The following is a 19,869-nucleotide window of genomic DNA, read 5'->3' as shown; positions in this document are numbered from 1 at the left end:
GCGCAGGTCGGGGGCGAGGAGGTGCCAGATGACCGAGGTCCTGCTGGGCATCGACATCGGCACGTCGAGCGCCAAGGGCGTACTCGCCCACCCCGACGGAACCGTGCTCGCCACCGCCGTCCGCCCCCACCGCACCTCGATGCCGCGCCCCGGCTGGGTCGAGCACGACGCCGAACACGACTGGTGGCAGGCCGTCGTCGATCTCTCCCACCGGCTGCTCACCGACCGCCCCGAACGGCCGGCCGCCGTCTGCGTGAGCGGGATCGGCCCCTGCGTCCTGGCCACCGACGAGGCGTACCGGCCACTGCGCCCGGCGATCCTCTACGGCGTCGACACCCGGGCCACCGCCGAGGTGCGGGAACTCACCGACCGGCTCGGTACGGCGGCCCTGCTCGACCGCGCCGGCTCGCTGCTGACCAGCCAGTCAGCCGGCCCGAAACTGTCGTGGCTGAGCCGGCACGAGCCCGACGTCTGGGCCCGGACACGCCACTTCCTGATGGCCAGTTCACTCGCCGTCGCCCGGCTCACCGGCGAGTACGTGCTCGACCACCACTCCGCCAGCCAGTGCCAGCCCATGTACGACCTCGCCGCGAGCCGGTGGTACGAGCCGTGGTGCGACATCGTGGCCCCCGGACTGGCACTGCCCCGGCTCGCCTGGCCCGGCGAGATCGTCGGCGTGACCACCCCCGGCGCCGCCGCGCAGACCGGCATCCCCGCCGGCACCCCGGTCGCTGCCGGCACCATCGACGCCTGGGCCGAGGCGCTCAGCGTCGGCGTACGCGAACCCGGCGACACCATGCTCATGTACGGCACCACCATGTTCCTGGTCCAGATGCTGGCCCGGCCGCTCACCGACGCCCGCCTGTGGGCCACCCGGGGCGTCACCCCGGGCAGCGCCAGCCTGGCCGGCGGCACGGCCACCTCCGGCGCCGTCACCGACTGGTGGCGCCGCATCACCGGCGAGGACGGCTTCGACCAGCTCGTCGCCGACGCGGCGGCGACCCCGCCCGGCGCCGACGGCCTGGTGACGCTCCCCTACTTCGCCGGCGAACGGACCCCGCTGTTCGACCCGGACGCCCGCGGCACGATCCTCGGCCTGACCCTGCGCCACGGGCGCGGCCACCTCTACCGGGCCGCGCTGGAGGCGACCGCCTACGCCGTCCGGCACCACCTCGACGCCTTCACCGAGGCCGGTGCCGCGCCCGGCCGCCTGGTCGCCGTCGGCGGCGGCGTACGCGGCGGACTGTGGACCCAGATCGTCTCCGACGTCACCGGCCGCCCCCAGGAACTGCCCGAGCAGACGATCGGCGCCAGCTACGGCGACGCGCGCCTGGCCGGCGAGGCGGCCGGCCTCGTCGACCCCGACGCCCCCTGGGCCCGTACCGCGCGGGTGGTGGCGCCCCGGGCCGAGCACGCCGAGGTCTACGACCGCCTCTACCGCGTCTACCGCGCCGCCTACCCGGCCACCCGTGACCTCGCGCACGAACTGGCCGCGCTGCAAAAAGCCACGAGTTGAGTTCCGGACCCCCACCTGCCTCGCTGGTGACAGGAGAGAACATGCCCGAAGTCGTCATCGCCTCCGGCCGGCAACGACCGGACACCGGACCACCGCCACCGCCGCGGCCGCCCGCCGGCCCGGCGAAGCGCGGCGGCCCACGCCGGGGCCTGGCCCGGCTGCGCGGCGGCCTGCTCGGCCTCGCCGGCTTCCTCGGCCTCGTCCTGGTCTGGCAGATCACCGCCGCCGCCGAGGTCGTCGGCAACGGCCTGCTGCCCACCCCCGGCACGGTGTTCGAGGTCATCTGGACCGGGCTGGGCAACGGCCTCGCCAACGACGTGCTCATCAGCAGCCGCCGGGTCGTCGTGTGGGTATCCGTCGGCATCGCCGCCGCCGTACCGGTCGGCTTCCTGCTCGGCTGGTTCCCCATCGCCCGCGCCGCGCTCAACCCGCTGGTCAACTTCTTCCGGGCGCTGCCACCGATCGCCCTCGTACCGCTGGTCATCGTCTACTTCGGCATCGGCGAACTGGCCCGCGGCATCATCCTGATGTACGCCGCGTTCTTCGCCACCGTCGTCATCGTGTTCGAGGGCATCGCCGGCATCGAGGACAAGTACGTACGGGCCGCACAGACCCTCGGCGCCAACCGCATCGAGGTGCTGACCCGGGTCGTACTGCCGTTCTCCGTACCGCACATCCTCACCGCCGCCCGGGTCTCGCTCGGCATCGGCTGGGCGTCGCTGGTCGCCGCCGAACTCGTCGCCGCCCAGGACGGCCTCGGCGCCGTCATCCAGAACGCCGGCAACTTCCTCGACATCCCCCGGGTCTACGCCGGGATCATCCTGATCGGCCTGTGCGCGCTGGTCATGGACGCGGTACTGCGGTTCATCTCGGTACGGCTCGTGCGCTGGCAGGACAGGGGGACCCGGTGACGACAACGGTCAACAGCGGCGGACTGACCCTCGACCGGGTCAGCAAACGCTTCGGACGCGGCGCGGCGGCGGTCACCGTACTCGACGACGTCGCCTTCGACGTACCGGAGGGCGAGTTCGTCGCCGTCGTCGGCCCGAGCGGCTCCGGCAAGACGACGCTGCTCAACACCGTCGCCGGCTTCGTCGACCCCGACGCCGGCCAGATCCTGGTCAACGGCAAGCCGGTCACCGGCCCCGGCCCGTCGCGGTGCGTGGTCTTCCAGGAGTACGCGATCTTCCCCTGGCTGACCGTACGCAAGAACATCGAGTTCGGGATGCGACTGCGGGCCCGTCGCCGCCCCGCCGCGCAGCGCCGCGAGATCACCGACCGGTACCTCGAACTCATGGGCCTGGCCGCCTTCGCCGACGCGCTGCCGAAGACCCTCTCCGGCGGCATGCGCCAGCGGGTCGCGCTCGCCCGCGCCTACGCGGTCGACCCCGAGATCCTGCTCATGGACGAACCCTTCGCGGCACTCGACGCGCAGACCCGCGAAACCATGCAGGAAGCCCTCCTGGAGATCAACCAGAAGGAGCGGCGCACCGTCCTGTTCGTCACCCACCAGGTGGAAGAGGCGATCTTCCTCGCCGACCGGGTCGTGGTCATGTCCGCCCGCCCGGCCCGCGTGCAGGAGATCGTGCCGGTGCCCTGGCGCGGCCCGCGCAACCACGAACTGAAGACCAACCCGGAATTCATCGAACTACGCCGGCACATCGAGACGATGCTGCGCGGCGGCACCCCCACACCCCGGAAAGAGACGACATGAACCGACGAATTCTCGCGGCGGTGACCGGACTCGCGCTCGCCCTGTCCATCACCGCGTGCGGAACCGACGACGACGCCACCGGTGACGGCGGCACCCAGAAGGTGAAGGTCGGCTACATCGCCGGCCCCGCCCCCGGCATGCACCTGCTGCTCGCCAGGGAACGCGGCTACTTCGCCGAGGCCGGCCTCGACGTCGAGACGGTGCCGTTCCAGACCGGCATCTCACTGTCGAACGCGCTCACCGGTGGCAGTGTCGACGTCGGTGTGATGGGTGCCGTCATCGCCAACTTCCCGGCCCGCGGCCAGGGCAAGGTCTTCCTGCTCAACAACCTCGAAGCCAACATCCAGCAGATCTGGGCGGCTCCGGACAGCGGCATCAACTCCATCGCCGACCTGCGCGGCAAGAAGGTGGCCACCACCACCGGCACCGCCGCCCACCTGCTGCTCCACGTCGCGCTCGCCGAGAACGGCATGACCACCGACGACATCGAACTGGTCAACCTGGACATGCCGGCCGTCGCCAACACGTTCGTCACCGGCGGCGTACCGGCCGCCGCGCTGTGGGCCCCGTTCGACAACCAGATCAAGGAACGCCTGCCCCAGGCCCGCATGATCGGCACCGCCGAGCAGTTCCAGCCGAAGTCCGCGATCACCGGCGGCTGGGTCGCCAACAACAGGTTCCACGCCGAGAACCGCGACGCCCTGGTCAAGATCGCCCAGGCCTGGCTGAAGGCCAACGACGACATCGTCACCGACCAGGCCGGCGCCCTGGCCGCCGGCTGCCCCAGTCTGTCGGAGTTCATGACCACCGAGGTCTGCACCCAGATCTACCAGCAGGCCCGCAGCTACCCCAACGCCGAATGGGCCACCTACTACGCCGACGGCACCGTCGCCGACTGGGTCGGCCGGATGGAACAGGTCTTCGTCGACATCGGCGCGCTGCCGGCCTTCGTCGACCCCGACCAGTTCCTCGACACCACCGTCTTCACCGACGCCAACAAGTAGGCGCCCACCGGCGCCCCTCGCCTAGGAGACAGCTTGACCACGCCCGGCAGCCGGCCCAACATCCTCCTGCTCATGGCCGACCAGCTCAGCGCGTTCGGCACCGGACCGTACGGCAACGAGGACGTCCTGACCCCCAACCTCGACGCCCTCGCCGCCCGCGGCACGGTACTGGCCAACGCCTACTGCAACGCGCCGCTGTGCGTGCCGTCGCGGGCCGCGATGATGACCGGCCGGCTGCCGAGCGAGGTCCCCTCCAACGACAACGCCGAGGAGTTCCCGGCCTCGGTGCCCACCTTCGCCCACACGCTGCGCCGGGCCGGCTACCGCACCATCCTCGCCGGCAAGATGCACTTCGTCGGCCCCGACCAGTTGCACGGCTTCGAGGAACGGCTCACCACCGACATCTTCCCGCCCGACCTGACCTGGACCCGGCCCTGGGAAGAGCAGGGCGACCCGCCGCGGCTCTCCGGCGAGCAGCAGAACGGCGGCCGGGAATACCTCGACATCCTGCGTTCCTCCGGCCCGCTGCCGTGGACGTACCAGATGCACTACGACGAAGAGGTCCGGTTCAACGCGCTGCAACGGATCCGGGAACTGGCGCTGGCCACCGACGACCGCGCCGACGAGCCGTGGCTCATGGTGGCCTCGTTCACCCAGCCCCACGACCCGTACGTCGCACCGCCGGAGTACTGGAACCGGTACGAGGGCCGGCACATCGGCCTGCCCGAACCCGTACCCGCCGGCACGGCACCCCACCCGCTCGACCGCTGGGTCAACTCGTTCCACGGCGTCGACCGGGGCACCGTCACCGACGAGACCACCTACCTGGCCCGGCGCGGCTACTACGCGATGACCAGCTACATCGACGACGTCGTCGGCTCGTTCACCGCCGAACTGGAACGCTTCGGCCTGCTGGACGACACCGTCGTCGTCTTCACCAGCGACCACGGCGACCAGCTCGGCGAGCACGGCATGTACTTCAAACGCACGCTGCGCGAGTGGTCGGTCCGGGTGCCGTTGCTCATGGCCGGCGCCGGCATACCGGCCGGACACCGCATCGACACCCCGGTCTCCCTCGTCGACCTGCATCCCACCTTCGCCGACCTGGCGCAGGCCCGGCTGCCCGACTGGGTCACCGGACGGTTCGCCGGCGCCAGCCTGGCCGGGGCGCTGCGCGACCGCACCGACGAGGTGGCCGGGCATCCGGGCGTCATCATCGAGAACTCCGCCGAGGGCACGCTGCGCCCGGTACGCGCCGCCGTCGACGGCCGGCACAAGCTCGTCTACGCCCGCGACCTGCCCGACCAGCTCTACGACCTGGAAAAGGACCCCCGGGAACTGCACAACCTCGCCACCGAGCCGGAACACGGGTCGACCCGGACCCGGCTGCGGCAGCGGGTGCTGGACGGCTGGGACCCCGACCACGCCGAGCGGGAGATCGTGACGAGCCAGCGGATGCGGGCGTTCCTCGGCGAGGCGCTGGGCAAGGGCCGGCACACCTCGTGGGCGTACGAGCCGCCCGTCGACGCCGCCAACCGCTGGATCCGCGGCACGCAGGACGACCCCTGGGACCCGTTGTGCGGTTTCTGAACCGGCGCCCGGGAGCCGGCCACGGTGCGTGAACCGGCCTGGTACCGCGCGGGCGACGAACCCGACTACCGGTTCTCGCTGGCCAACGAGCGGACCTTCCTCGCCTGGATCCGGACCGCGCTGGCCCTGCTCGCCGGCTCCGTCGCCGTGGTCCAGTTCCTGCCACCGTCGGCCCTGTCCGGGATGCGGGACCTGCTGGCGGCGGTACTCGCCGCCGCCGGCAGTGCCCTGCCGGCGGCGGCCTACCTGCGATGGGTACGGGTGCAGAAGGCGATGCGGCTGGGCCGGGGGCTGCCGTTCACCCCGCTGCTGGCCGTCATGGCGGTCGGGGCCGCCGTCGTCGGCGTCGGCGTCATCCTGCTGGCCGTCCTACCGTGAGCGAGCGCAGCGAGCGAACGGGCAGCTCCGTGAGCGAGGCGGGACCGTGACCGACGCGGGTTTGCAGGCCGAGCGTACGGCGCTGGCCTGGGCGCGTACGGGCGCGGTCGCGGCGGTCAACGCGGCCCTGCTGCTACGGGCGGCGGCGGGTTCCGGCGCCACCGTCCTCTTCGGAGCGGCGGCCCTGCTGATGCTGCTGACCGTCGGGTTGTGGGGCTACCGGCGGCACCGGTTCGCATCGGCTTCCACGGCGCGGCAACGGCGGCCACCGGCCCCACAACTGCGCCTGCTCGCCGGGCTCGTCATGCTCTGCGGGCTGCTGGTCCTCGCCGGCCTGCTCGGCTGAGTCACCGGCTTCCGGCCGGCTCCGGGTCGGCGGCGCAGCGGAAGCCGAGGTGCCCGGTGGTGCTGTCCGGCGGGCTCATGGTCCGGGCCGCAACCCGGTAGCGGTTGCAGTAGGAGTGGTGGCACAGGTACGAGCCGCCGCGCATGACCCGGCCGGTGCCCTCCGCCGGCCCGCGCGGATCGTTCCTCGTCTCGGGACGTTCGGCCGCGTGCCAGTCCCGGCTGAACCAGTCGGCACACCACTCCCACACGTTGCCCGAGGTGTTGAAGATGCCGTAGGCGTTGGGGCGGTAGGCGTCCACCGGCGCGGTGCCGACGTAGCCGTCCGCCGCGGTGTTCGACGTCGGGAAGGTGCCCTGCCAGATGTTGCAGCGGTGCTGCCCACGCGGGGTCAGTTCGTCGCCCCACGGATACTGCGCCCGGTCCAGCCCGCCCCGGGCGGCCTTCTCCCATTCGGCCTCGGTCGGCAGCCGCTTACCGGCCCACTCGGCGTACGCGGAGGCATCGTTCCAGGACACGTGGACGACCGGGTGGTTCTGCCGGTCGCCGATCGACGACCCCGGCCCCTCCGGGGTACGCCACGCCGCCCCCCGTACCGGCAGCCACCAGGGTGCCTGCGGCACGACGCCGTCGAGAAGATGTGCCCGCGCGGCGCCCGAGACGAACAGGTGGAAGACGTACGACCAGCCGTGGTGCTCGGCCTCGGTGACGTGTCCCGTCGCCTTGACGAACGCGGCGAACTGGGCGTTCGTCACCGCCTTCGGGTCGATGAGGAAGGTCGGTACGTCGACCCGGCGGACCGGCCCCTCACCGTCGTCGGCGAAGGCGTCGGGGTGGTCGCTGCCCATCCAGAATTCGCCGCCGGGCACCGTGACCATGCCACGCCGTACCTGGCGGGCCTCGCGGGCCGGCGCCTGCGGTGGGCGGCTGCTTGGTAGCCCGACCACCGGCGGGGCCGTACTGCGACCCGGTGCGCAGCACGCGCTCTCGGAATCCGGCACCGCCCCTCCTCGAAATCCGGATCTCTACACCGGCACCAGACTAACCCGCAGGTCAGAGAGGGGGTGAAGGCGTCGGGGCGCTGCTGGTCGGTCAACTGCCGGGCGGGAAGACCCGGCGGCCGTCCCAATAGGGCTTGATGTCGTGCACCCGGCACAGTTCGACGTCGCCCGGCTCGATCCGGCTCGCCGACACGGTGCAGCGGTGATCTCCGTGGGCGGTGGTGGCGACCCAGCCCTGGGGCAACTGCCAGACCTGGAAGCGGGTCGGTGCGCCCTCGACCGGGATGACCACCTCGTCCGGGTCGTCGGCCAGCAGTTCACGGTCGATCCGCCGGAAGGTCTCCTCGTCGCGCGGCGGTTCGGTCTCGTACCGGACCTCGCGGCGACGGTGGAGGGCCAGGTCCGCCCCGCTCGCGGCGTTGACCAGCACCTCGGCGTAGGGCCCGGGGCCGGGGGAAGTGCCGTGGCCGAGGCCGACAATCTCCAGCCCGCCGTCGCGGGTCTGCCAGCGGCTGACCGTCCGGAGACCGGTCCAGTTCGCCAGCCCGTAGAGCGGAAAGCCGTCGATGAGGGCGCGGATCTGTTCGAGTTCCCTGGCGGCCCGAGCGTGGAACTGTCGCGGATCGGCCGCCGCCGGACCGGTCGCTCCGTGATCTGCCACGGCCGACTCCCCTCCCCGGGTGAAAGAGCCGGGCCCACCGTATCAACGGGAAGCCCTGCGGCCGGTTCTCACCGAACCGGATCTTTCCTAGACTTCCGGCCATGGAGTTCCAGGATGTCGTTCGGCGCCGGCGCATGGTCCGCACCTACACCGACCGGCCGGTCCCGCCCGATGTCGTCGACCGGATCGTGCACAACGCGCTCCGGGCACCGTCGGCCGGCTTCTCCCAGGGCTGGGGTTTCCTGGTGCTCGACACTCCGGAAGACATCGCGCGCTTCCGGGACGCGGCCCGGCCGGAGCAGGACCCGGAGAACTGGTTCGCGGCCAACGTCGAGGCGCCGTTGCTGATCGTGGCGCACTCCAACAAGGACGCCTACCTCGACCGGTACGCCAAGCCGGACAAGGGACAGACCGACCGGTCGGAGGCCTGGTGGCCGGCGCCGTACTGGGACATCGACACCGGCATGGCCTCGCTGATGATGCTGCTGACCGCGGTCGACGCCGGCCTCGGCGCCTGCTTCTTCGGCATCGCGGCCGCCCGCATCGACGCGTACCGCGAGGCGTTCGGGGTGCCCGCGCACTACGCGCCGATCGGAGCGGTCTCGATCGGCTACAGCGAGGAGCCGCCCCGCGACCTGCGCGGCCGGCGTCGGCCGACCGCCGATGTCGTGCATCGGGGCAGGTGGAGCCAGCCGGCCGGATAGCGGCTATTCGTACGGGTCGCCGGGCTCGTTCTGCTTCCGCTTCCAGTGCAGGTATCGGCGGTGCAACTCCTGCTCCCTGCGCAGCTTCCGACGGTGCAGCACGATCCAGGCGACGAGCAGTACCAGTCCCAGCAGGATCAGCCAGAGCCCGACCCGGCGGTCCTCGGGAGTGGTCACCAAGAGGCCGCCGGTGAACAGCGCCGCGCCGCCCAGGTAGAGGGCGATGCCGGGCAGGGTGTTGCGGTATTCGAGCGCGTGCCGGGCAGCGAAGGTCCGGAACTCGTCCGGAACCTCCTCCAACTCCTCGTACTCCTTACCGCTACCCATCCGCCCGCTCCCCGGAGCCCAGGTTCGCCAGTAGCGCGAGCGACCGGCGGAGTCGGGCCGGCTCCCCGGGGCCGAGAAGCTCCTCGTACTCCCGCTCGAGACTCGCCTTCACCGCCTCACCGTCCGCGCCGAAGCCGTACCCCTGAGCGGTGAGAGTCACCACCACCGCGCGTTGGTCGTCGGGGTCGGTCCGGGTCGTGACGTACCCCAACTCCTCCAGTTCGCGTACCAGACGGCCCATCATCTGGCGGGTCATGTCGGCCCGGGCGGCAAGGTCGGTGATGCGGGTGCCTGCGTCGTCGATGTAGCCGAAGACCGGCAAGTGCCCGGTACGGATGCCGGGGTGGCCGCGTGCGTGGAGTCTGGCGACCGCGTTGGCCTGGACCTGGCGCAGCGCCCGCAACAGGAGCCGGCCGAGGTGTGCGGTGCCGACGTCGTCGGCCGGATCCCAATCCGACATGCGAAACCTCGTTTACAATCTACGAAACCTGGTTTAGCTTATGCCGGGTGGAGCCTGCGAGCGAGTGTTGTTGACCAGCCCCTATCGGGGACTCTTCGCCCTGCCGGGCGCCGCCGCCTTCGTCGCGGCCGGGCTCGCGGCCCGCCTGGCCCACCTGACGACCGTCCTGGGCATCGTCTTCCTCGTCTCGGAACTCAGCGGCTCCTACGGCCTCGGCGGGCTGGTCTCCGGTGCGTACGCCCTCGCGTATTCGCTCGTCGCCCCACTGGTCGGTCGCCTCGCCGACCGCCACCGGCAGGGCCCGGTTCTCATGGCGGCCGCCATCGCCACCACCATCACCAGGACCGGGTTTCTCGTCGCGGCCGCGTCCGGTGCGCCGGCCTGGGTCCTCGTCGTCCTGTCCGCGACCAGTGGTGCCAGCATGCCGGCGATCGGGCCGTTCGTCAGGGCCCGCTGGGCCCATCTGCTGACCGGCACACCACGGCTGCACGCGGCGACGTCCTTCGAGTCGGTCGTGGACGAACTGCTTCTGGTCATCGGCCCGATCGTGGTGTCCACAGTGGTCGTGTACCTGCATCCCGCGGCCGCCCTGATCCTGTCGGTTCCGCTCGCCGCCGGGGGCTCGATCGCGCTCGCGCTGCAGCACCGCACCGAACCCCCGGGCGCCCCCACCGGTCGGCCCGCCTCCGGAACCGCCCTGCGCACGCCCGGACTTCCCCTGCTGCTGCTCACATTCGCGCTGGTCAGCATGGTGCTCATCGTGCTGGACGTCGCCGTCGTCGCCTACGCCCGACAGCACGACGCCGAAGCCCTCAGCGGCTGGATACTGGCGACGATCGCCGCCGGCAGTGCCGTGTCCGGGCTCTGGTACGGCGCCCGCGACTGGTCCCGCCCACCGCACCGACGCCTGGCCGTCGTATTGCCGCTGCTGACGGTGGGCACCGTGCCGTTCATCGCCGTACCAGCGACCGGATGGCTGTTCCCGGCCGCGTTCACGCTCGGCTTGACGCTGGCACCGGCCTTCATCGACGGCTTCTCGATCGCCGCGCGAGCCGTTGCCGCCCGCCACCGTACCGAGGGCCTGACCTGGCTCACGACGGCCGCCGGCATCGGCATCTCGGTCGGCTCGGCCACGGCCGGGGCGCTGGTCGACAGCCGAGGCACGACGGCGGCCTTCGCCCTGGCCACCGGCTGCGCAGCCACGGCGGCCCTCGCCGGCCACACCGCGAGCCGGCGGCTGACCGGCCCGTAACGGCCGGCCCGCCGGGCGGACGCCAGCCCGATGGCCAGCGAAGTCCGAAGTAGAACTGGGACAAGTTGCCGCACGAGATCAGCCCATGACGACCAGCAGCACGGTGGCCGCCGCGAGGCTGCCGACACCGGCACCGGCAAGGAACGGCAACGTCCGCAGACCGTTCCAGACAACGACGGCGAGCGTGACCCCGAGCAGCAGGTTCACCAGGCCCCAGCCGATGTTCGCGGCCGGCGACCAGGCCACCTCGAACGGGGTCGGAAACGGCTGGCCCAGGCCGCCGTGCACGAGGTGCGGCAGGGCGTTGACGAGCAACGCACCGGCGAGCAGCCCCGCCAGCGCGTAACCGACGGCCCGCGGGTTCACGGCCCGGTCCCGGCGTCTCGCAGCACCCGGGCGACCCGGACCAGGACCACCAGGACCAGCGCGAGCAGGATCCGCTCGAGCAGTCCGATGTACGGCAGCGAGTCGGCGTCGAGCAGGATCGTCGGCCCGTGGGCGGCGGCGAACCCGACACCCGCCACCGCGGTGACCACTGCCGCCGCCCTGAGCTGCCGGGCATCGTCGTCCCGGCCCGCGCCGGCGACGACGAGTCCGAGCAGCGGGGGTACGGCGACCGCGACAGCGGCCCCGTACCGGTGCAGCACCCCGGCGTACGTGGTCGGCTCCCCGGACAGGTCCATCGGGAACACGGCCAGCGCCACCAGTCCCGCCGCCCACAACGCGAGCAGCAGGGTGAGCGGTCCGCTCCGGCGCAGCCCGGCCCGCCGGATGCCGATCCCCAGGCAGGCGGCGGCGGTGACGAGTGCGGCGGCCGCGACACCGAGCAGCAGTACGCCCGTCGGCGAGGCGACGGTCTCGCTCAGCATCTGGTGTAGTGGGTGGACCCCGTCGACCGCGTGCAGTGCCAGTCCGGCGACCAGTGCGACGGTGACCGCACCGAGCGCGTACCGGTACCAGCCGGGAGCCGGGGTCGACGGTCCGCCGGGCCGCTGCCCGGCGGGAGCGTCGACGGTGACGGGAGGGCGGGTGTCGGCCAGCAGGCCGCTTCCGGTCGTCACGCCGACACCCGCAGCGCCGGGACCGTGGCAGCCGGGACCGTCGGCCGCTGGCCGCCGACCCGGGCGTAGATCTCGTCGAAGGCGGCGATGGTGCGGGCCTCGTCGTGTTCCTCGGCGAGGATCCGGCTCCGCCGGCCCATGGCCGCCGCCCGGGCGGGGTCGGCCAGGATCGCCAGCAGCCGGTCGGCCAGCGCCGCGTCGTCACCGGGCGGGAAGAGCAGGCCGTTGTCGCCGGGCCGCACCAGGTGCGGCAGCGCGGACGCGTCCGCGCCGACGACCGGTACGCCGCACGCCATCGCCTCCAGCGTCACCAGGCTCTGCAGTTCGGCGGTGCCGGCGTTGACGAAGACGTCGGTGGCGGCGTACGCGGCGGGCAGGTCGGCGTCGGCGACGAATCCGGTGAAGACGAGTGCGTCGGCGACGCCGAGGTCGGCGGCCAGGGCCGCCAGCCGGCCGCGCTCGGCCCCGGTGCCGACGAGCATGAGCTGGGCGTCGACGTGCCGGCGTACCCGGGCCAGGGCGCGGACCACGACGTCGATGTTCTTCTCCTTGTCGAGCCGGCCGACGTAGCCGATCGTCGGGCGGGCCGGCACCCCGTAGCGCAGCCGGAACCCGGCGGAGTTGTGGCCGGTGCCGAAGCGGGACAGGTCCATCCCGCACGAGATCGGCAGGACCGGCCCGGGCACCCCGGCCCGCTCGGCGAGTGCCGCCGCGTACGGCGTCGGCGCGGTCACCACCGCGGCCCGGCCGTAGACGCCGGCCAGGTCCCGCCACGCCCACTCGTGCAGCCGGCGCCGGCCGAGGTCGCCGACCGGCACGTAGTGGGTCAGGTTCTCCGGCATGAAGTGGTTGGTGGCGACGACCGGGATGCCGAGCCCGGCCGCGGCCCCGATCAGCGCCCGGCAGAGCGGGAAGTGGCTCTGCACGTGCACCACGTCGGGGCGTACCTCGGTGAGGATCCGGCGGGCGGCGGCGACCAGGCGCACCGGGGCGCAGAACCGGAAACCTCTTCGGCGCAGTACGGGCAGCGACCGGACCCGGTGCTCGACGATCCCCGGTTCGGTGGCGGTGCTGCGGCTGGCGTACCCGGTCGACGGGCAGACGACGTGCACCTCGTGCCGGCCGGCCAGGGCGGTCGCCAGCCGCTGTGCGAAGTACGACGCGCCGTTGACGTCGGGCGCGTACGTGTCGGCACCGATGAGGATCTTCATGGTTTCTCCTTGACGGGATCGAATCGGGTTCCGGCGAGCCGCCGGGTGATCAGGTGGGTGGCCACGACCGCCAGGGCCAGCCCGGCGGCGACGGCGAGCCCGGTGCCGGGCGAGGTGAGCAGGTGCGCGACCTCCTGGCCGAAGAGCACGCCGGCGCCGATCAGCAGTGCGGCGCGTACCGTGCTGGCCCCGGCCACCCAGGCCAGGAACCTGCGGTACGGGGCCCGGGCCAGCCCGGCGGCCAGGAACGCGGGTACGGCGGCGACGTCGACGACCTTCGCGCCGAGCACGACGCGGGGCAGGGCCCGGCGGACCGCCGTGGTGAGCCGTTGCCGCCGGTGTGGCGGCAGTCCGAGCCGGCCCAGCAGCGGCGCCACCCGCCGGTGGTTGCCGAACCGGCCGAGCAGGTAGAGGCTGCTGTCGGCGAGCACGTCGGCGACGACGACGATCAGCCAGATCGGCCAGAACCGGGCCATTCCGGCACCGACCAGTGCCCCGGCGACGACCGTCGCCGCCGGCCCCTCGATCAGCACCAACGGCCCGAGCAGCAGGTACGGGTGGTCGGTCACCCCCGTCCACAGCACCTGCGCCGGATCCATGGCCGCCCCCTCCGCACCGCCGTCTCCGGCGGCGGTTCCGCCGGCGACGGGAGAAAACTAGGTACGGGACACCGCGCCGGTCGTCGCCCCGCGGAGGCGTTCCGGCCCGGACGGTCGAGGTAGTTCGCCGGCCCCGCGCGTACCTCCGCGGTAGGGGGTGGCGTACCGCCACGGCCTGACGTCACCCTGACTCCGACCCCGGTACCGTCGCCCTGAGCAGGGCACGGGGAGGGATCGTGGAAACCAGGCTGTGGGCGCCGGTACGCCCGGCCGAGCCGCTCGGACCGTGGTCGTGGCTGGTGGCCGGCGCGCTGGCCATCGTGTTGATGGCGGTCAACATTCCGGTCGCGGCCGAGATATACGAGGTGCCGCTGGTCGTGGCGTTCGGCGCCGGCATCGCGCAGGGGGTGGCCCTGCCGCTGACCCTGTGGTGGCCGGTCCAGGCGACCGCGGTGCAGTTCGCCGGGGTGACCGCCCTGGCGGTCATGCTGTCCTTCGACGCCGGCCCGACCTGGCCGCTGACGATTCCGGGCCTGATCGCCCTGATCGCCCACGTGGCCCTGGTCGGCCTGTTCCACGAGTGGCGGGCGGCGGCGACGGCCTGGTGGGCGAGCGTGCTGCTGTGCGTCCTGCTGGTGGTGCTCGACCTGCGGGCCGGCCATACGTTCGCCGAGGCCGAGCCGTTGCTCGTCATCTACGCCACGAACTCGGCCCTGATCACGCTCGGTGCGATCGCCTTCCGGCAGCGGGCCGTGATCCGGCGCCAGCTCGTCGACGCCCGCCGCGACGTGGCCCTCGAACAGGCGCAGCGGGCGGTGGTCGAGGAACGGACCCGGATCGCCCGGGAGCTGCACGACGTCGTCGCGCACAGCATGTCGGTGATCCACATGCAGGCGACGTCGGCGGCGTACCGGATCAAGAACATCGACGACGAGTCGCGGGACGAGTTCGCGCAGATCGCCGCCGGTGCCCGGGGTGCGCTGCGCGAGATGCGGCAACTGCTGGCCGTGCTCCGCGACGAGGACGCCGCCGTCGACCTGCGGCCGGTACCCAACCTGGACCGGCTCGACGAACTGGCCGAGTCGGTACGCCGTGGCGGCGTACCCGTCGACCTGTGGGTCTCCGACGCCGTACGCGCCACGGCGGTGTCGGACGCGATCGCCCTGGCCGCGTACCGGATCGTGCAGGAGTCGCTGAGCAACGTCGTCCGGCACGCGGCCGGCGCCCCTACCGTCGTACGGGTCGACCTCGAACCCGGCGACGTGCTCGCCGTCGTCGTCACCAACGACGCCCCGACCGGCCCCACCGGCCCGCCCGAGGAGGTCGGCCGGGCCGGCCACGGGCTGCACGGGATGCGGGAACGGGTCCGCCTGGTCGGCGGCACCCTGGAGACGGCTCCGCTCGCGGACGGCGGCTACCGGGTCGCCGCCCGGCTGCCGATACGGTGGGACCAGGCAGCCGACGGGAGCAACGGGTGATCCGGATTCTGATCGTGGACGACCAGTCGATGATCCGGGTCGGCATCCGGGCGATCCTCGACTCGCAGGACGACATGACCGTGGTCGGCGAGGCCGAGAACGGGCGCGCCGGCGTCGACCGCTGCCGCAGCCTGCGCCCCGACGTCGTGCTGATGGACGTACGGATGCCGGTGCTGGACGGGCTCGCCGCCACCCGGGCGATCCTCGGCCCGGAACGCACCGAGGGACACCACCCCCGGGTGCTGATGCTGACCACGTTCGACATCGACGACTACATCTACGAGGCGCTGCGGATCGGGGCCAGCGGCTTCCTGCTCAAGGACAGCGAACCCGACGAGCTGATGCGCGCCGTACGGGTGGTGGCCGGTGGCGAGGCGCTGCTGGCGCCGAGCATCACCCGCCGGCTCATCGAGAACTTCGTCGACGCGCAGCCGAAGCGGCCGGCGGGCACCACGGCGCTCAACGCGCTGACCGACCGGGAACGGGAGGTGTTGCGGCTGGTGGCGCTCGGCATGTCCAACGCCGAGATCGCCGCGTCGCTGTTCATCGCCGAGCAGACCACCAAGACCCACGTCAGCCGCATCCTGCAGAAGCTGGGGCTGCGTGACCGGGTGCAGGCGGTGGTGTTCGGCTACGAGACCGGCCTGGTCACCCCGGGCGGCTGACCTTCGCTGATCCGGGCGATGCGCGCCGCCCCGCTGCCCGCACCATCGTTGATCTGAGCGTCAGCGACCTTATCCGGCGCGGGTAGGGTCTCTGGTGCTCAGATCAACTTTGTCGGGTCCGCCGGCAGTCCGGCGTGGAAGCGCAGCAGCCTGACCCGATGCTCGCCGAGTACCGGTCGGGCCCGCTCGATCAGCCGGTCGAGTTCGGCGGCGAGGCGCGGTCCCGGCTGGTCGTAGGTGGTCGCCGCCTGCCGCTGGAGCCACATCGCGAGGTCGGCCCGGGCGGCACCACGCAGCCGTTCGTCGGCGTCGTCGAGCAGGCGCAGGTCGGTGGCGACCCGCTGCCACGCGCCGCCCGAGATCAGCAGGCGGTAGCCGGCGAAGCGGACGTGCGGCGGGTTGCCCGGGTCGGTCAGTCCGGTGACCATCACCGGGTCCAGGCTCCCGGCCTCGTGCCGCAGGGTCGTCACGACCCCGCAGCAGATCGAGGTCGGGCAGTTCCGGCAGGTAGTCAAGTTCCACCGGTACGGCCCTGGTCATCCCCCGCAGACGGCTCCACAGATCCACGTCCACCACCGCCCCCGTATCCGGTCCCGCTATTCGTATCCCACGATCCACCACGACCGCCCGTGCATTACGGCGGCTATCCGCCGAGGCGGACCCGGCGCAGGAGTTGGGCGTTGAGGGCCACCACGATGGTCGAGGCCGACATCAGCAGGGCTCCGGCGGCCGGGCTGAGCGCCACCCCGGCCCAGGCCAGCACCCCGGCGGCCAGTGGCAGCGCCACCACGTTGTAGCCGGCCGCCCAGCCCAGGTTCTGGATCATCTTGCGGTAGGAGGCACGGGACAGCCGGATCACTCCGGTCACGCCACGCGGGTCCGACGAGGCCAGTACGACACCGGCGGACTCGATGGCGACGTCGGTGCCGGCCCCGATGGCGATGCCGACGTCGGCCCGGGCCAGGGCGGGCGCGTCGTTGACGCCGTCGCCGACCATCGCCACCCGTAGGCCGCGCCGCTGCAACTCGCCCACGGCGTCGTCCTTGTCGGCCGGCAGGACCTCGGCGAAGACCTCGTCGAGCCCGAGTTCGGCGGCGACCGCGTCGGCGACCGGGCGGGCGTCCCCGGTGATCATCACGATCTTCGAGATGCCCTGCCCACGAAGGTCGGCGATGGCCTGCCGGGCTTCGGGGCGTACCTCGTCGGCCAGGGCGAGCGCGCCGACGACCTGGGCCGGCCCTGCCTCGTCGAGGCGGAGCAGGTGCAGCACGGCGGCTCCCCGCCGCGCCCAGTCCGCCGTCTCGGCCGCCAGTTCGGCCGGTACGTCGGCGTCCAGCTCCCGCAGCAGCGCCGGCCCGCCGACGGCGTACCCGGTGCCGTCGATGCTGGCCCGCACGCCGCGCCCGGTCAGCGACCGGAAGCCGGTGGCCGGTGCCGGCCGCCCCCGATCGGTGGCGGCGGCGACGATGGCCCGGGCGAGCGGATGCTCGCTGTCGGCCTCGACGCCGGCCGCCAGGCGCAGCACCTCGTCGCCCTCGGTGCCGGGGGTGCCGGCGATGGCGGTGACGACGTGCTCGCCCCGGGTGAGGGTGCCGGTCTTGTCGAAGAGCACCGCGTCGACCGTACGCATCCGCTCCAGCGCCAGCCGGTCCTTGACCAGGATTCCGGCCTTGGCCGCGACGGCGGTGGACAGCGCGATCACCAGGGGGATGGCGAGCCCGAGGGCGTGCGGGCAGGCGATCACCAGCACGGTGACCGTACGCACCACCGCCTCGTCGACGTTGCCGAGCAGCGCCCACGCCGTGAAGGTGGCCACGGCGGTCGCGATCGCGATGTAGAACAGCCAGGCGGCGAACCGGTCGGCCAGCACCTGGGCGCGGCCGCTGGACCGCTGCGCCTGTGCCACGAGCCGCTGGATTCCGGCCAGGGCGGTGTCGTCGCCGACGGCTTCGACGCGTACCCGGATCGCGGAGTCGGTGGCGACGGTGCCGGCGACGACCCGGTCGCCGACCGACCGGGCGACCGGCCGGGACTCGCCGGTGATCATCGATTCGTCGAGTTCGGCGCCGCCGTCGACGATCCGGCCGTCGGCCGGCACCCGCGCGCCCGGCCGGACCAGCACCACGTCGTCGACGTGCAGTTCGGCCACCGGGACCCGCTCGGTACCGCCGTCGCCGACCCGTTCGGCGTCGTCGGGCAGCAGCGCGGCGAGGGCGGAGAGGGCGCCCTGCGCCTGACCGATCGCCTTCATCTCCTGCCAGTGCCCGAGCAGCATGATGGTGACCAGGGCCGCCAGTTCCCACCAGAAGTCGAGGTCGAACGCGCCGAAGGTGGTGGCGAGCGAGGCGGCGTACGCGACCGTGATCGCCATCGCGATCAGCAGCATCATGCCCGGGGCCCGGTCGCGGACCTCGTGTACGGCGCCGGCCAGGAACGGCCAGCCGCCGTAGAGGAACACCACCGAGCCGAGCACCGGCCCGATCAGGGGCATGCCGGGGAAGTCCAGCGTGTAGCCGAACCAGTCCATCACCATGTGGCTGGTCACGACGATCGGCACGGTCAGTGCCAGGCTGAGCCAGAACTTGCGGCGGAAGATCTCCGGGTCGTGTCCGGCGTGCTTGTCGTGCCCCTGGTGACCGCCGTGGCCGTCGTGCTGCTCGTGCCCGGCGTGTTCGTCGTGCGCTGTCGTGTCGTGTCGCATGTCGGCACCTCCCACCCTCACCATATACCCCCCAGGGGTACCCGCAACCCTCGCGTGACCACCACCTCACCCTCGCGCAACCCGACCCACACCGCCGCCGGTTCGGAAACCGTCGGAGATGCGTGATTGTCAATACATGAATGGACTGGACGCGCCCTGCCCATTTTCCGAATACCGCGTTTTCCGTCGGTCGAGTTGACCTCTTTCAGCACGTAATCATTGGTGCACACGGGCCACGGCAGGCCCATCCCATTCCCGTGGAGACTCGATGCTCCGTAGGTCGAACGCCCCTGCCCCGACCGCCCCCGCCAAGAGGATCCGGACGAGAATCGTCGCCACGATCGCCGGCCTGCCGGCCAACACCACCTTCCAGTACGTGGTCGGAATCGGCGCCCCCACGACCTACGTACTCACTCCCCCGAAACACAGCAGCAGTTACGAACTGACCGTCACCTACACCTATTGACGGCCCGCCCGGCCCCCGACCACCACGCGGGGCCCGGGCAACCCGGCCGGGTCAGCGGACCCGCAGATTGACCAGCGAACCGGCCGGCGGCCAGCCGGCCGGCGGAATCTCGCCGAGCCAGACGTACTCCAGGGAATCCACGCCGGCTTCGGACGCGAAGAGCAGCACGACGTCGCCTTCGGTTCCGGCCACCTCCGCCTCGGCGACCAATTCGGTGCCGGCGACGGGGCCGGCGGTGAAGTAGACGGTGGGGCAGCCGCAGCCGCACACCGCCCGCACCCGGAGCCGGGTCGCCTCGGCCCGCAACCGCCACCCGTGCCGGATCGGCAGCTCCAGCATCGCCCCGAGGATCTCCCGCTCCGCATCGCCCAGCGCCCGGCCCGTGTCGTCGGTCATGAGAGAAGCATGCCTCGGCACCGTCGTCCGATGCCCGGCCGGACCTCGGCAGGCATACCTCGATTCCGCCACCCTGCGCAAACTCTGAGGTAACGCCAGTGGCAACCGTTGGAAGATCCGTAGAGACCGCCACGCGAGGACGCCTCCGCGGGCACCCCTAGGGGCACGGCATCACCAACCCCTAGGTGGCGACCCCTGCTCGTCCCCTGCCGATAGGGGGCGGATACGGGTTTCACATTCGCCGCCCCCGCCACCATGATCGTTAGCGTCCGACAGGTTCTTCGCCCTTCCGGTGGACGAGGTCATCACCACACGTGATCGCCGCTTACCGCGCCATGGA

At 72.3% G+C, this 19,869-nt stretch carries 23 protein-coding genes; 12 read left to right on the top strand and 11 right to left on the bottom strand.

What is annotated here, in order from left to right; translation table 11 throughout:
- The first annotated feature begins 28 nt into the window (after window positions 1-28).
- From QCD66_RS02265 to QCD66_RS02235, 7 genes are read left to right on the top strand one after another with little or no spacing between them, the layout of a single operon-like run.
- The gene (locus QCD66_RS02265; RefSeq protein WP_375733567.1) at window positions 29-1,516 is read left to right on the top strand and encodes an FGGY-family carbohydrate kinase; all 1,488 of its coding nucleotides are present in this window, start codon (window positions 29-31) and stop codon (window positions 1,514-1,516) included.
- A gap of 41 nt (window positions 1,517-1,557) precedes the next feature.
- Window positions 1,558-2,427 carry an ABC transporter permease gene (locus QCD66_RS02260; protein WP_364214344.1) on the top strand — a complete coding sequence of 290 codons (870 nt, stop codon included), beginning with the start codon at window positions 1,558-1,560 and terminating at the stop codon, window positions 2,425-2,427.
- On the top strand, window positions 2,424-3,230 hold the full coding sequence (locus tag QCD66_RS02255; RefSeq protein WP_375733568.1) for an ABC transporter ATP-binding protein: 807 nt from the start codon (window positions 2,424-2,426) through the stop codon (window positions 3,228-3,230). The genes QCD66_RS02260 and QCD66_RS02255 overlap by 4 nt, the downstream gene beginning before the upstream one ends.
- Complete coding sequence (locus QCD66_RS02250) at window positions 3,227-4,234, top strand: ABC transporter substrate-binding protein (protein WP_375733569.1); 1,008 nt, start codon at window positions 3,227-3,229, stop codon at window positions 4,232-4,234. Before QCD66_RS02255 ends, QCD66_RS02250 begins: the two co-directional genes overlap by 4 nt.
- A gap of 33 nt (window positions 4,235-4,267) precedes the next feature.
- Complete coding sequence (gene betC / locus QCD66_RS02245) at window positions 4,268-5,824, top strand: choline-sulfatase (protein ID WP_375733570.1); 1,557 nt, start codon at window positions 4,268-4,270, stop codon at window positions 5,822-5,824.
- A gap of 24 nt (window positions 5,825-5,848) precedes the next feature.
- On the top strand, window positions 5,849-6,202 hold the full coding sequence (locus tag QCD66_RS02240; RefSeq protein WP_364214353.1) for a DUF202 domain-containing protein: 354 nt from the start codon (window positions 5,849-5,851) through the stop codon (window positions 6,200-6,202).
- Between the two features lie 46 nt (window positions 6,203-6,248).
- On the top strand, window positions 6,249-6,548 hold the full coding sequence (locus tag QCD66_RS02235; protein ID WP_364214356.1) for a DUF202 domain-containing protein: 300 nt from the start codon (window positions 6,249-6,251) through the stop codon (window positions 6,546-6,548).
- A 1-nt stretch (window position 6,549) separates the two neighbouring features.
- Here QCD66_RS02235 and QCD66_RS02230 read toward each other — a convergent pair whose 3' ends face one another.
- Window positions 6,550-7,494, bottom strand: a complete 945-nt coding sequence (locus tag QCD66_RS02230) for a formylglycine-generating enzyme family protein (RefSeq protein ID WP_375733571.1) — start codon at window positions 7,492-7,494, stop codon at window positions 6,550-6,552.
- A 145-nt stretch (window positions 7,495-7,639) separates the two neighbouring features.
- Entirely contained in the window at window positions 7,640-8,209 is a 570-nt protein-coding gene (locus QCD66_RS02225) for a hypothetical protein (RefSeq protein WP_375733572.1), read from the bottom strand.
- 101 nt (window positions 8,210-8,310) lie between these two features.
- On the opposite strand from QCD66_RS02225, the gene QCD66_RS02220 reads away from it, so the two are divergent.
- On the top strand, window positions 8,311-8,913 hold the full coding sequence (locus QCD66_RS02220; RefSeq protein WP_375733573.1) for a nitroreductase family protein: 603 nt from the start codon (window positions 8,311-8,313) through the stop codon (window positions 8,911-8,913).
- 3 nt (window positions 8,914-8,916) lie between these two features.
- On the opposite strand, the gene QCD66_RS02215 is transcribed toward QCD66_RS02220, so the two are convergent.
- Together QCD66_RS02215 and QCD66_RS02210 are read right to left on the bottom strand one after the other, a co-directional pair.
- Window positions 8,917-9,240: a hypothetical protein gene (locus tag QCD66_RS02215; protein ID WP_375733574.1), complete on the bottom strand. Its 324-nt coding sequence runs from the start codon at window positions 9,238-9,240 to the stop codon at window positions 8,917-8,919.
- On the bottom strand, window positions 9,233-9,700 hold the full coding sequence (locus QCD66_RS02210; protein WP_364214371.1) for a MarR family winged helix-turn-helix transcriptional regulator: 468 nt from the start codon (window positions 9,698-9,700) through the stop codon (window positions 9,233-9,235). Before QCD66_RS02210 ends, QCD66_RS02215 begins: the two co-directional genes overlap by 8 nt.
- A gap of 70 nt (window positions 9,701-9,770) precedes the next feature.
- Between QCD66_RS02210 and QCD66_RS02205 the strand changes: the two genes are divergently transcribed.
- The gene (locus QCD66_RS02205; protein ID WP_375733575.1) at window positions 9,771-10,952 is read left to right on the top strand and encodes an MFS transporter; all 1,182 of its coding nucleotides are present in this window, start codon (window positions 9,771-9,773) and stop codon (window positions 10,950-10,952) included.
- 78 nt (window positions 10,953-11,030) lie between these two features.
- Here QCD66_RS02205 and QCD66_RS02200 read toward each other — a convergent pair whose 3' ends face one another.
- From QCD66_RS02200 to QCD66_RS02185, 4 genes are read right to left on the bottom strand one after another with little or no spacing between them, the layout of a single operon-like run.
- Window positions 11,031-11,318 carry a hypothetical protein gene (locus tag QCD66_RS02200; RefSeq protein ID WP_364214377.1) on the bottom strand — a complete coding sequence of 96 codons (288 nt, stop codon included), beginning with the start codon at window positions 11,316-11,318 and terminating at the stop codon, window positions 11,031-11,033.
- Entirely contained in the window at window positions 11,315-12,013 is a 699-nt protein-coding gene (locus tag QCD66_RS02195) for a DUF998 domain-containing protein (protein ID WP_375733576.1), read from the bottom strand. The genes QCD66_RS02200 and QCD66_RS02195 overlap by 4 nt, the downstream gene beginning before the upstream one ends.
- Window positions 12,010-13,224 carry a glycosyltransferase gene (locus QCD66_RS02190; protein WP_407566978.1) on the bottom strand — a complete coding sequence of 405 codons (1,215 nt, stop codon included), beginning with the start codon at window positions 13,222-13,224 and terminating at the stop codon, window positions 12,010-12,012. The genes QCD66_RS02195 and QCD66_RS02190 overlap by 4 nt, the downstream gene beginning before the upstream one ends.
- A complete protein-coding gene (locus QCD66_RS02185; RefSeq protein WP_375733579.1) occupies window positions 13,221-13,823 on the bottom strand; it encodes a DedA family protein in 603 nt (200 codons plus the stop codon). The genes QCD66_RS02190 and QCD66_RS02185 overlap by 4 nt, the downstream gene beginning before the upstream one ends.
- Window positions 13,824-14,059: 236 nt before the next feature.
- On the opposite strand from QCD66_RS02185, the gene QCD66_RS02180 reads away from it, so the two are divergent.
- Both QCD66_RS02180 and QCD66_RS02175 read left to right on the top strand, forming a co-directional pair.
- Window positions 14,060-15,301 carry a sensor histidine kinase gene (locus QCD66_RS02180; RefSeq protein WP_375733580.1) on the top strand — a complete coding sequence of 414 codons (1,242 nt, stop codon included), beginning with the start codon at window positions 14,060-14,062 and terminating at the stop codon, window positions 15,299-15,301.
- Entirely contained in the window at window positions 15,298-15,966 is a 669-nt protein-coding gene (locus QCD66_RS02175; protein WP_357538352.1) for a response regulator transcription factor, read from the top strand. The genes QCD66_RS02180 and QCD66_RS02175 overlap by 4 nt, the downstream gene beginning before the upstream one ends.
- 98 nt (window positions 15,967-16,064) lie before the next feature.
- On the opposite strand, the gene QCD66_RS02170 is transcribed toward QCD66_RS02175, so the two are convergent.
- The gene (locus tag QCD66_RS02170; RefSeq protein ID WP_375733581.1) at window positions 16,065-16,436 is read right to left on the bottom strand and encodes a hypothetical protein; all 372 of its coding nucleotides are present in this window, start codon (window positions 16,434-16,436) and stop codon (window positions 16,065-16,067) included.
- A gap of 173 nt (window positions 16,437-16,609) precedes the next feature.
- Complete coding sequence (locus QCD66_RS02165; protein ID WP_375733582.1) at window positions 16,610-18,667, bottom strand: heavy metal translocating P-type ATPase; 2,058 nt, start codon at window positions 18,665-18,667, stop codon at window positions 16,610-16,612.
- 268 nt (window positions 18,668-18,935) lie between these two features.
- Here QCD66_RS02165 and QCD66_RS02160 point away from each other — a divergent pair, with 268 nt between their 5' ends.
- On the top strand, window positions 18,936-19,133 hold the full coding sequence (locus tag QCD66_RS02160; protein WP_364214398.1) for a hypothetical protein: 198 nt from the start codon (window positions 18,936-18,938) through the stop codon (window positions 19,131-19,133).
- Window positions 19,134-19,184: 51 nt separating this feature from the next.
- On the opposite strand, the gene QCD66_RS02155 is transcribed toward QCD66_RS02160, so the two are convergent.
- The gene (locus QCD66_RS02155) at window positions 19,185-19,529 is read right to left on the bottom strand and encodes a hypothetical protein (protein ID WP_364214400.1); all 345 of its coding nucleotides are present in this window, start codon (window positions 19,527-19,529) and stop codon (window positions 19,185-19,187) included.
- Between the last annotated feature and the right edge of the window lie 340 nt (window positions 19,530-19,869).

The sequence above is a fragment of the Polymorphospora sp. A560 genome (assembly GCF_045781765.1).
GTDB lineage: Bacteria > Actinomycetota > Actinomycetes > Mycobacteriales > Micromonosporaceae > Polymorphospora > Polymorphospora lycopeni.
The sequence above is the reverse complement of the archived record's forward strand: the minus strand, read 5'-3'. Positions and strand labels throughout refer to the sequence as shown.

Bases quoted from the DNA above. Each gene is read 5' to 3' on its own strand.
- QCD66_RS02265 (WP_375733567.1), top strand. From the start codon at position 29: ATGACCGAGGTCCTGCTGGGCATCGACATCGGCACGTCGAGCGCCAAG.
- QCD66_RS02190 (WP_407566978.1), bottom strand. From the start codon at position 13,224: ATGAAGATCCTCATCGGTGCCGACACGTACGCGCCCGACGTCAACGGC.
- QCD66_RS02165 (WP_375733582.1), bottom strand. From the start codon at position 18,667: ATGCGACACGACACGACAGCGCACGACGAACACGCCGGGCACGAGCAG.
- QCD66_RS02155 (WP_364214400.1), bottom strand. From the start codon at position 19,529: ATGACCGACGACACGGGCCGGGCGCTGGGCGATGCGGAGCGGGAGATC.
- QCD66_RS02185 (WP_375733579.1), bottom strand. From the start codon at position 13,823: ATGGATCCGGCGCAGGTGCTGTGGACGGGGGTGACCGACCACCCGTAC.
- QCD66_RS02215 (WP_375733574.1), bottom strand. From the start codon at position 9,240: ATGGGTAGCGGTAAGGAGTACGAGGAGTTGGAGGAGGTTCCGGACGAG.
- QCD66_RS02210 (WP_364214371.1), bottom strand. From the start codon at position 9,700: ATGTCGGATTGGGATCCGGCCGACGACGTCGGCACCGCACACCTCGGC.
- QCD66_RS02260 (WP_364214344.1), top strand. From the start codon at position 1,558: ATGCCCGAAGTCGTCATCGCCTCCGGCCGGCAACGACCGGACACCGGA.
- QCD66_RS02220 (WP_375733573.1), top strand. From the start codon at position 8,311: ATGGAGTTCCAGGATGTCGTTCGGCGCCGGCGCATGGTCCGCACCTAC.
- QCD66_RS02160 (WP_364214398.1), top strand. From the start codon at position 18,936: ATGCTCCGTAGGTCGAACGCCCCTGCCCCGACCGCCCCCGCCAAGAGG.
- QCD66_RS02250 (WP_375733569.1), top strand. From the start codon at position 3,227: ATGAACCGACGAATTCTCGCGGCGGTGACCGGACTCGCGCTCGCCCTG.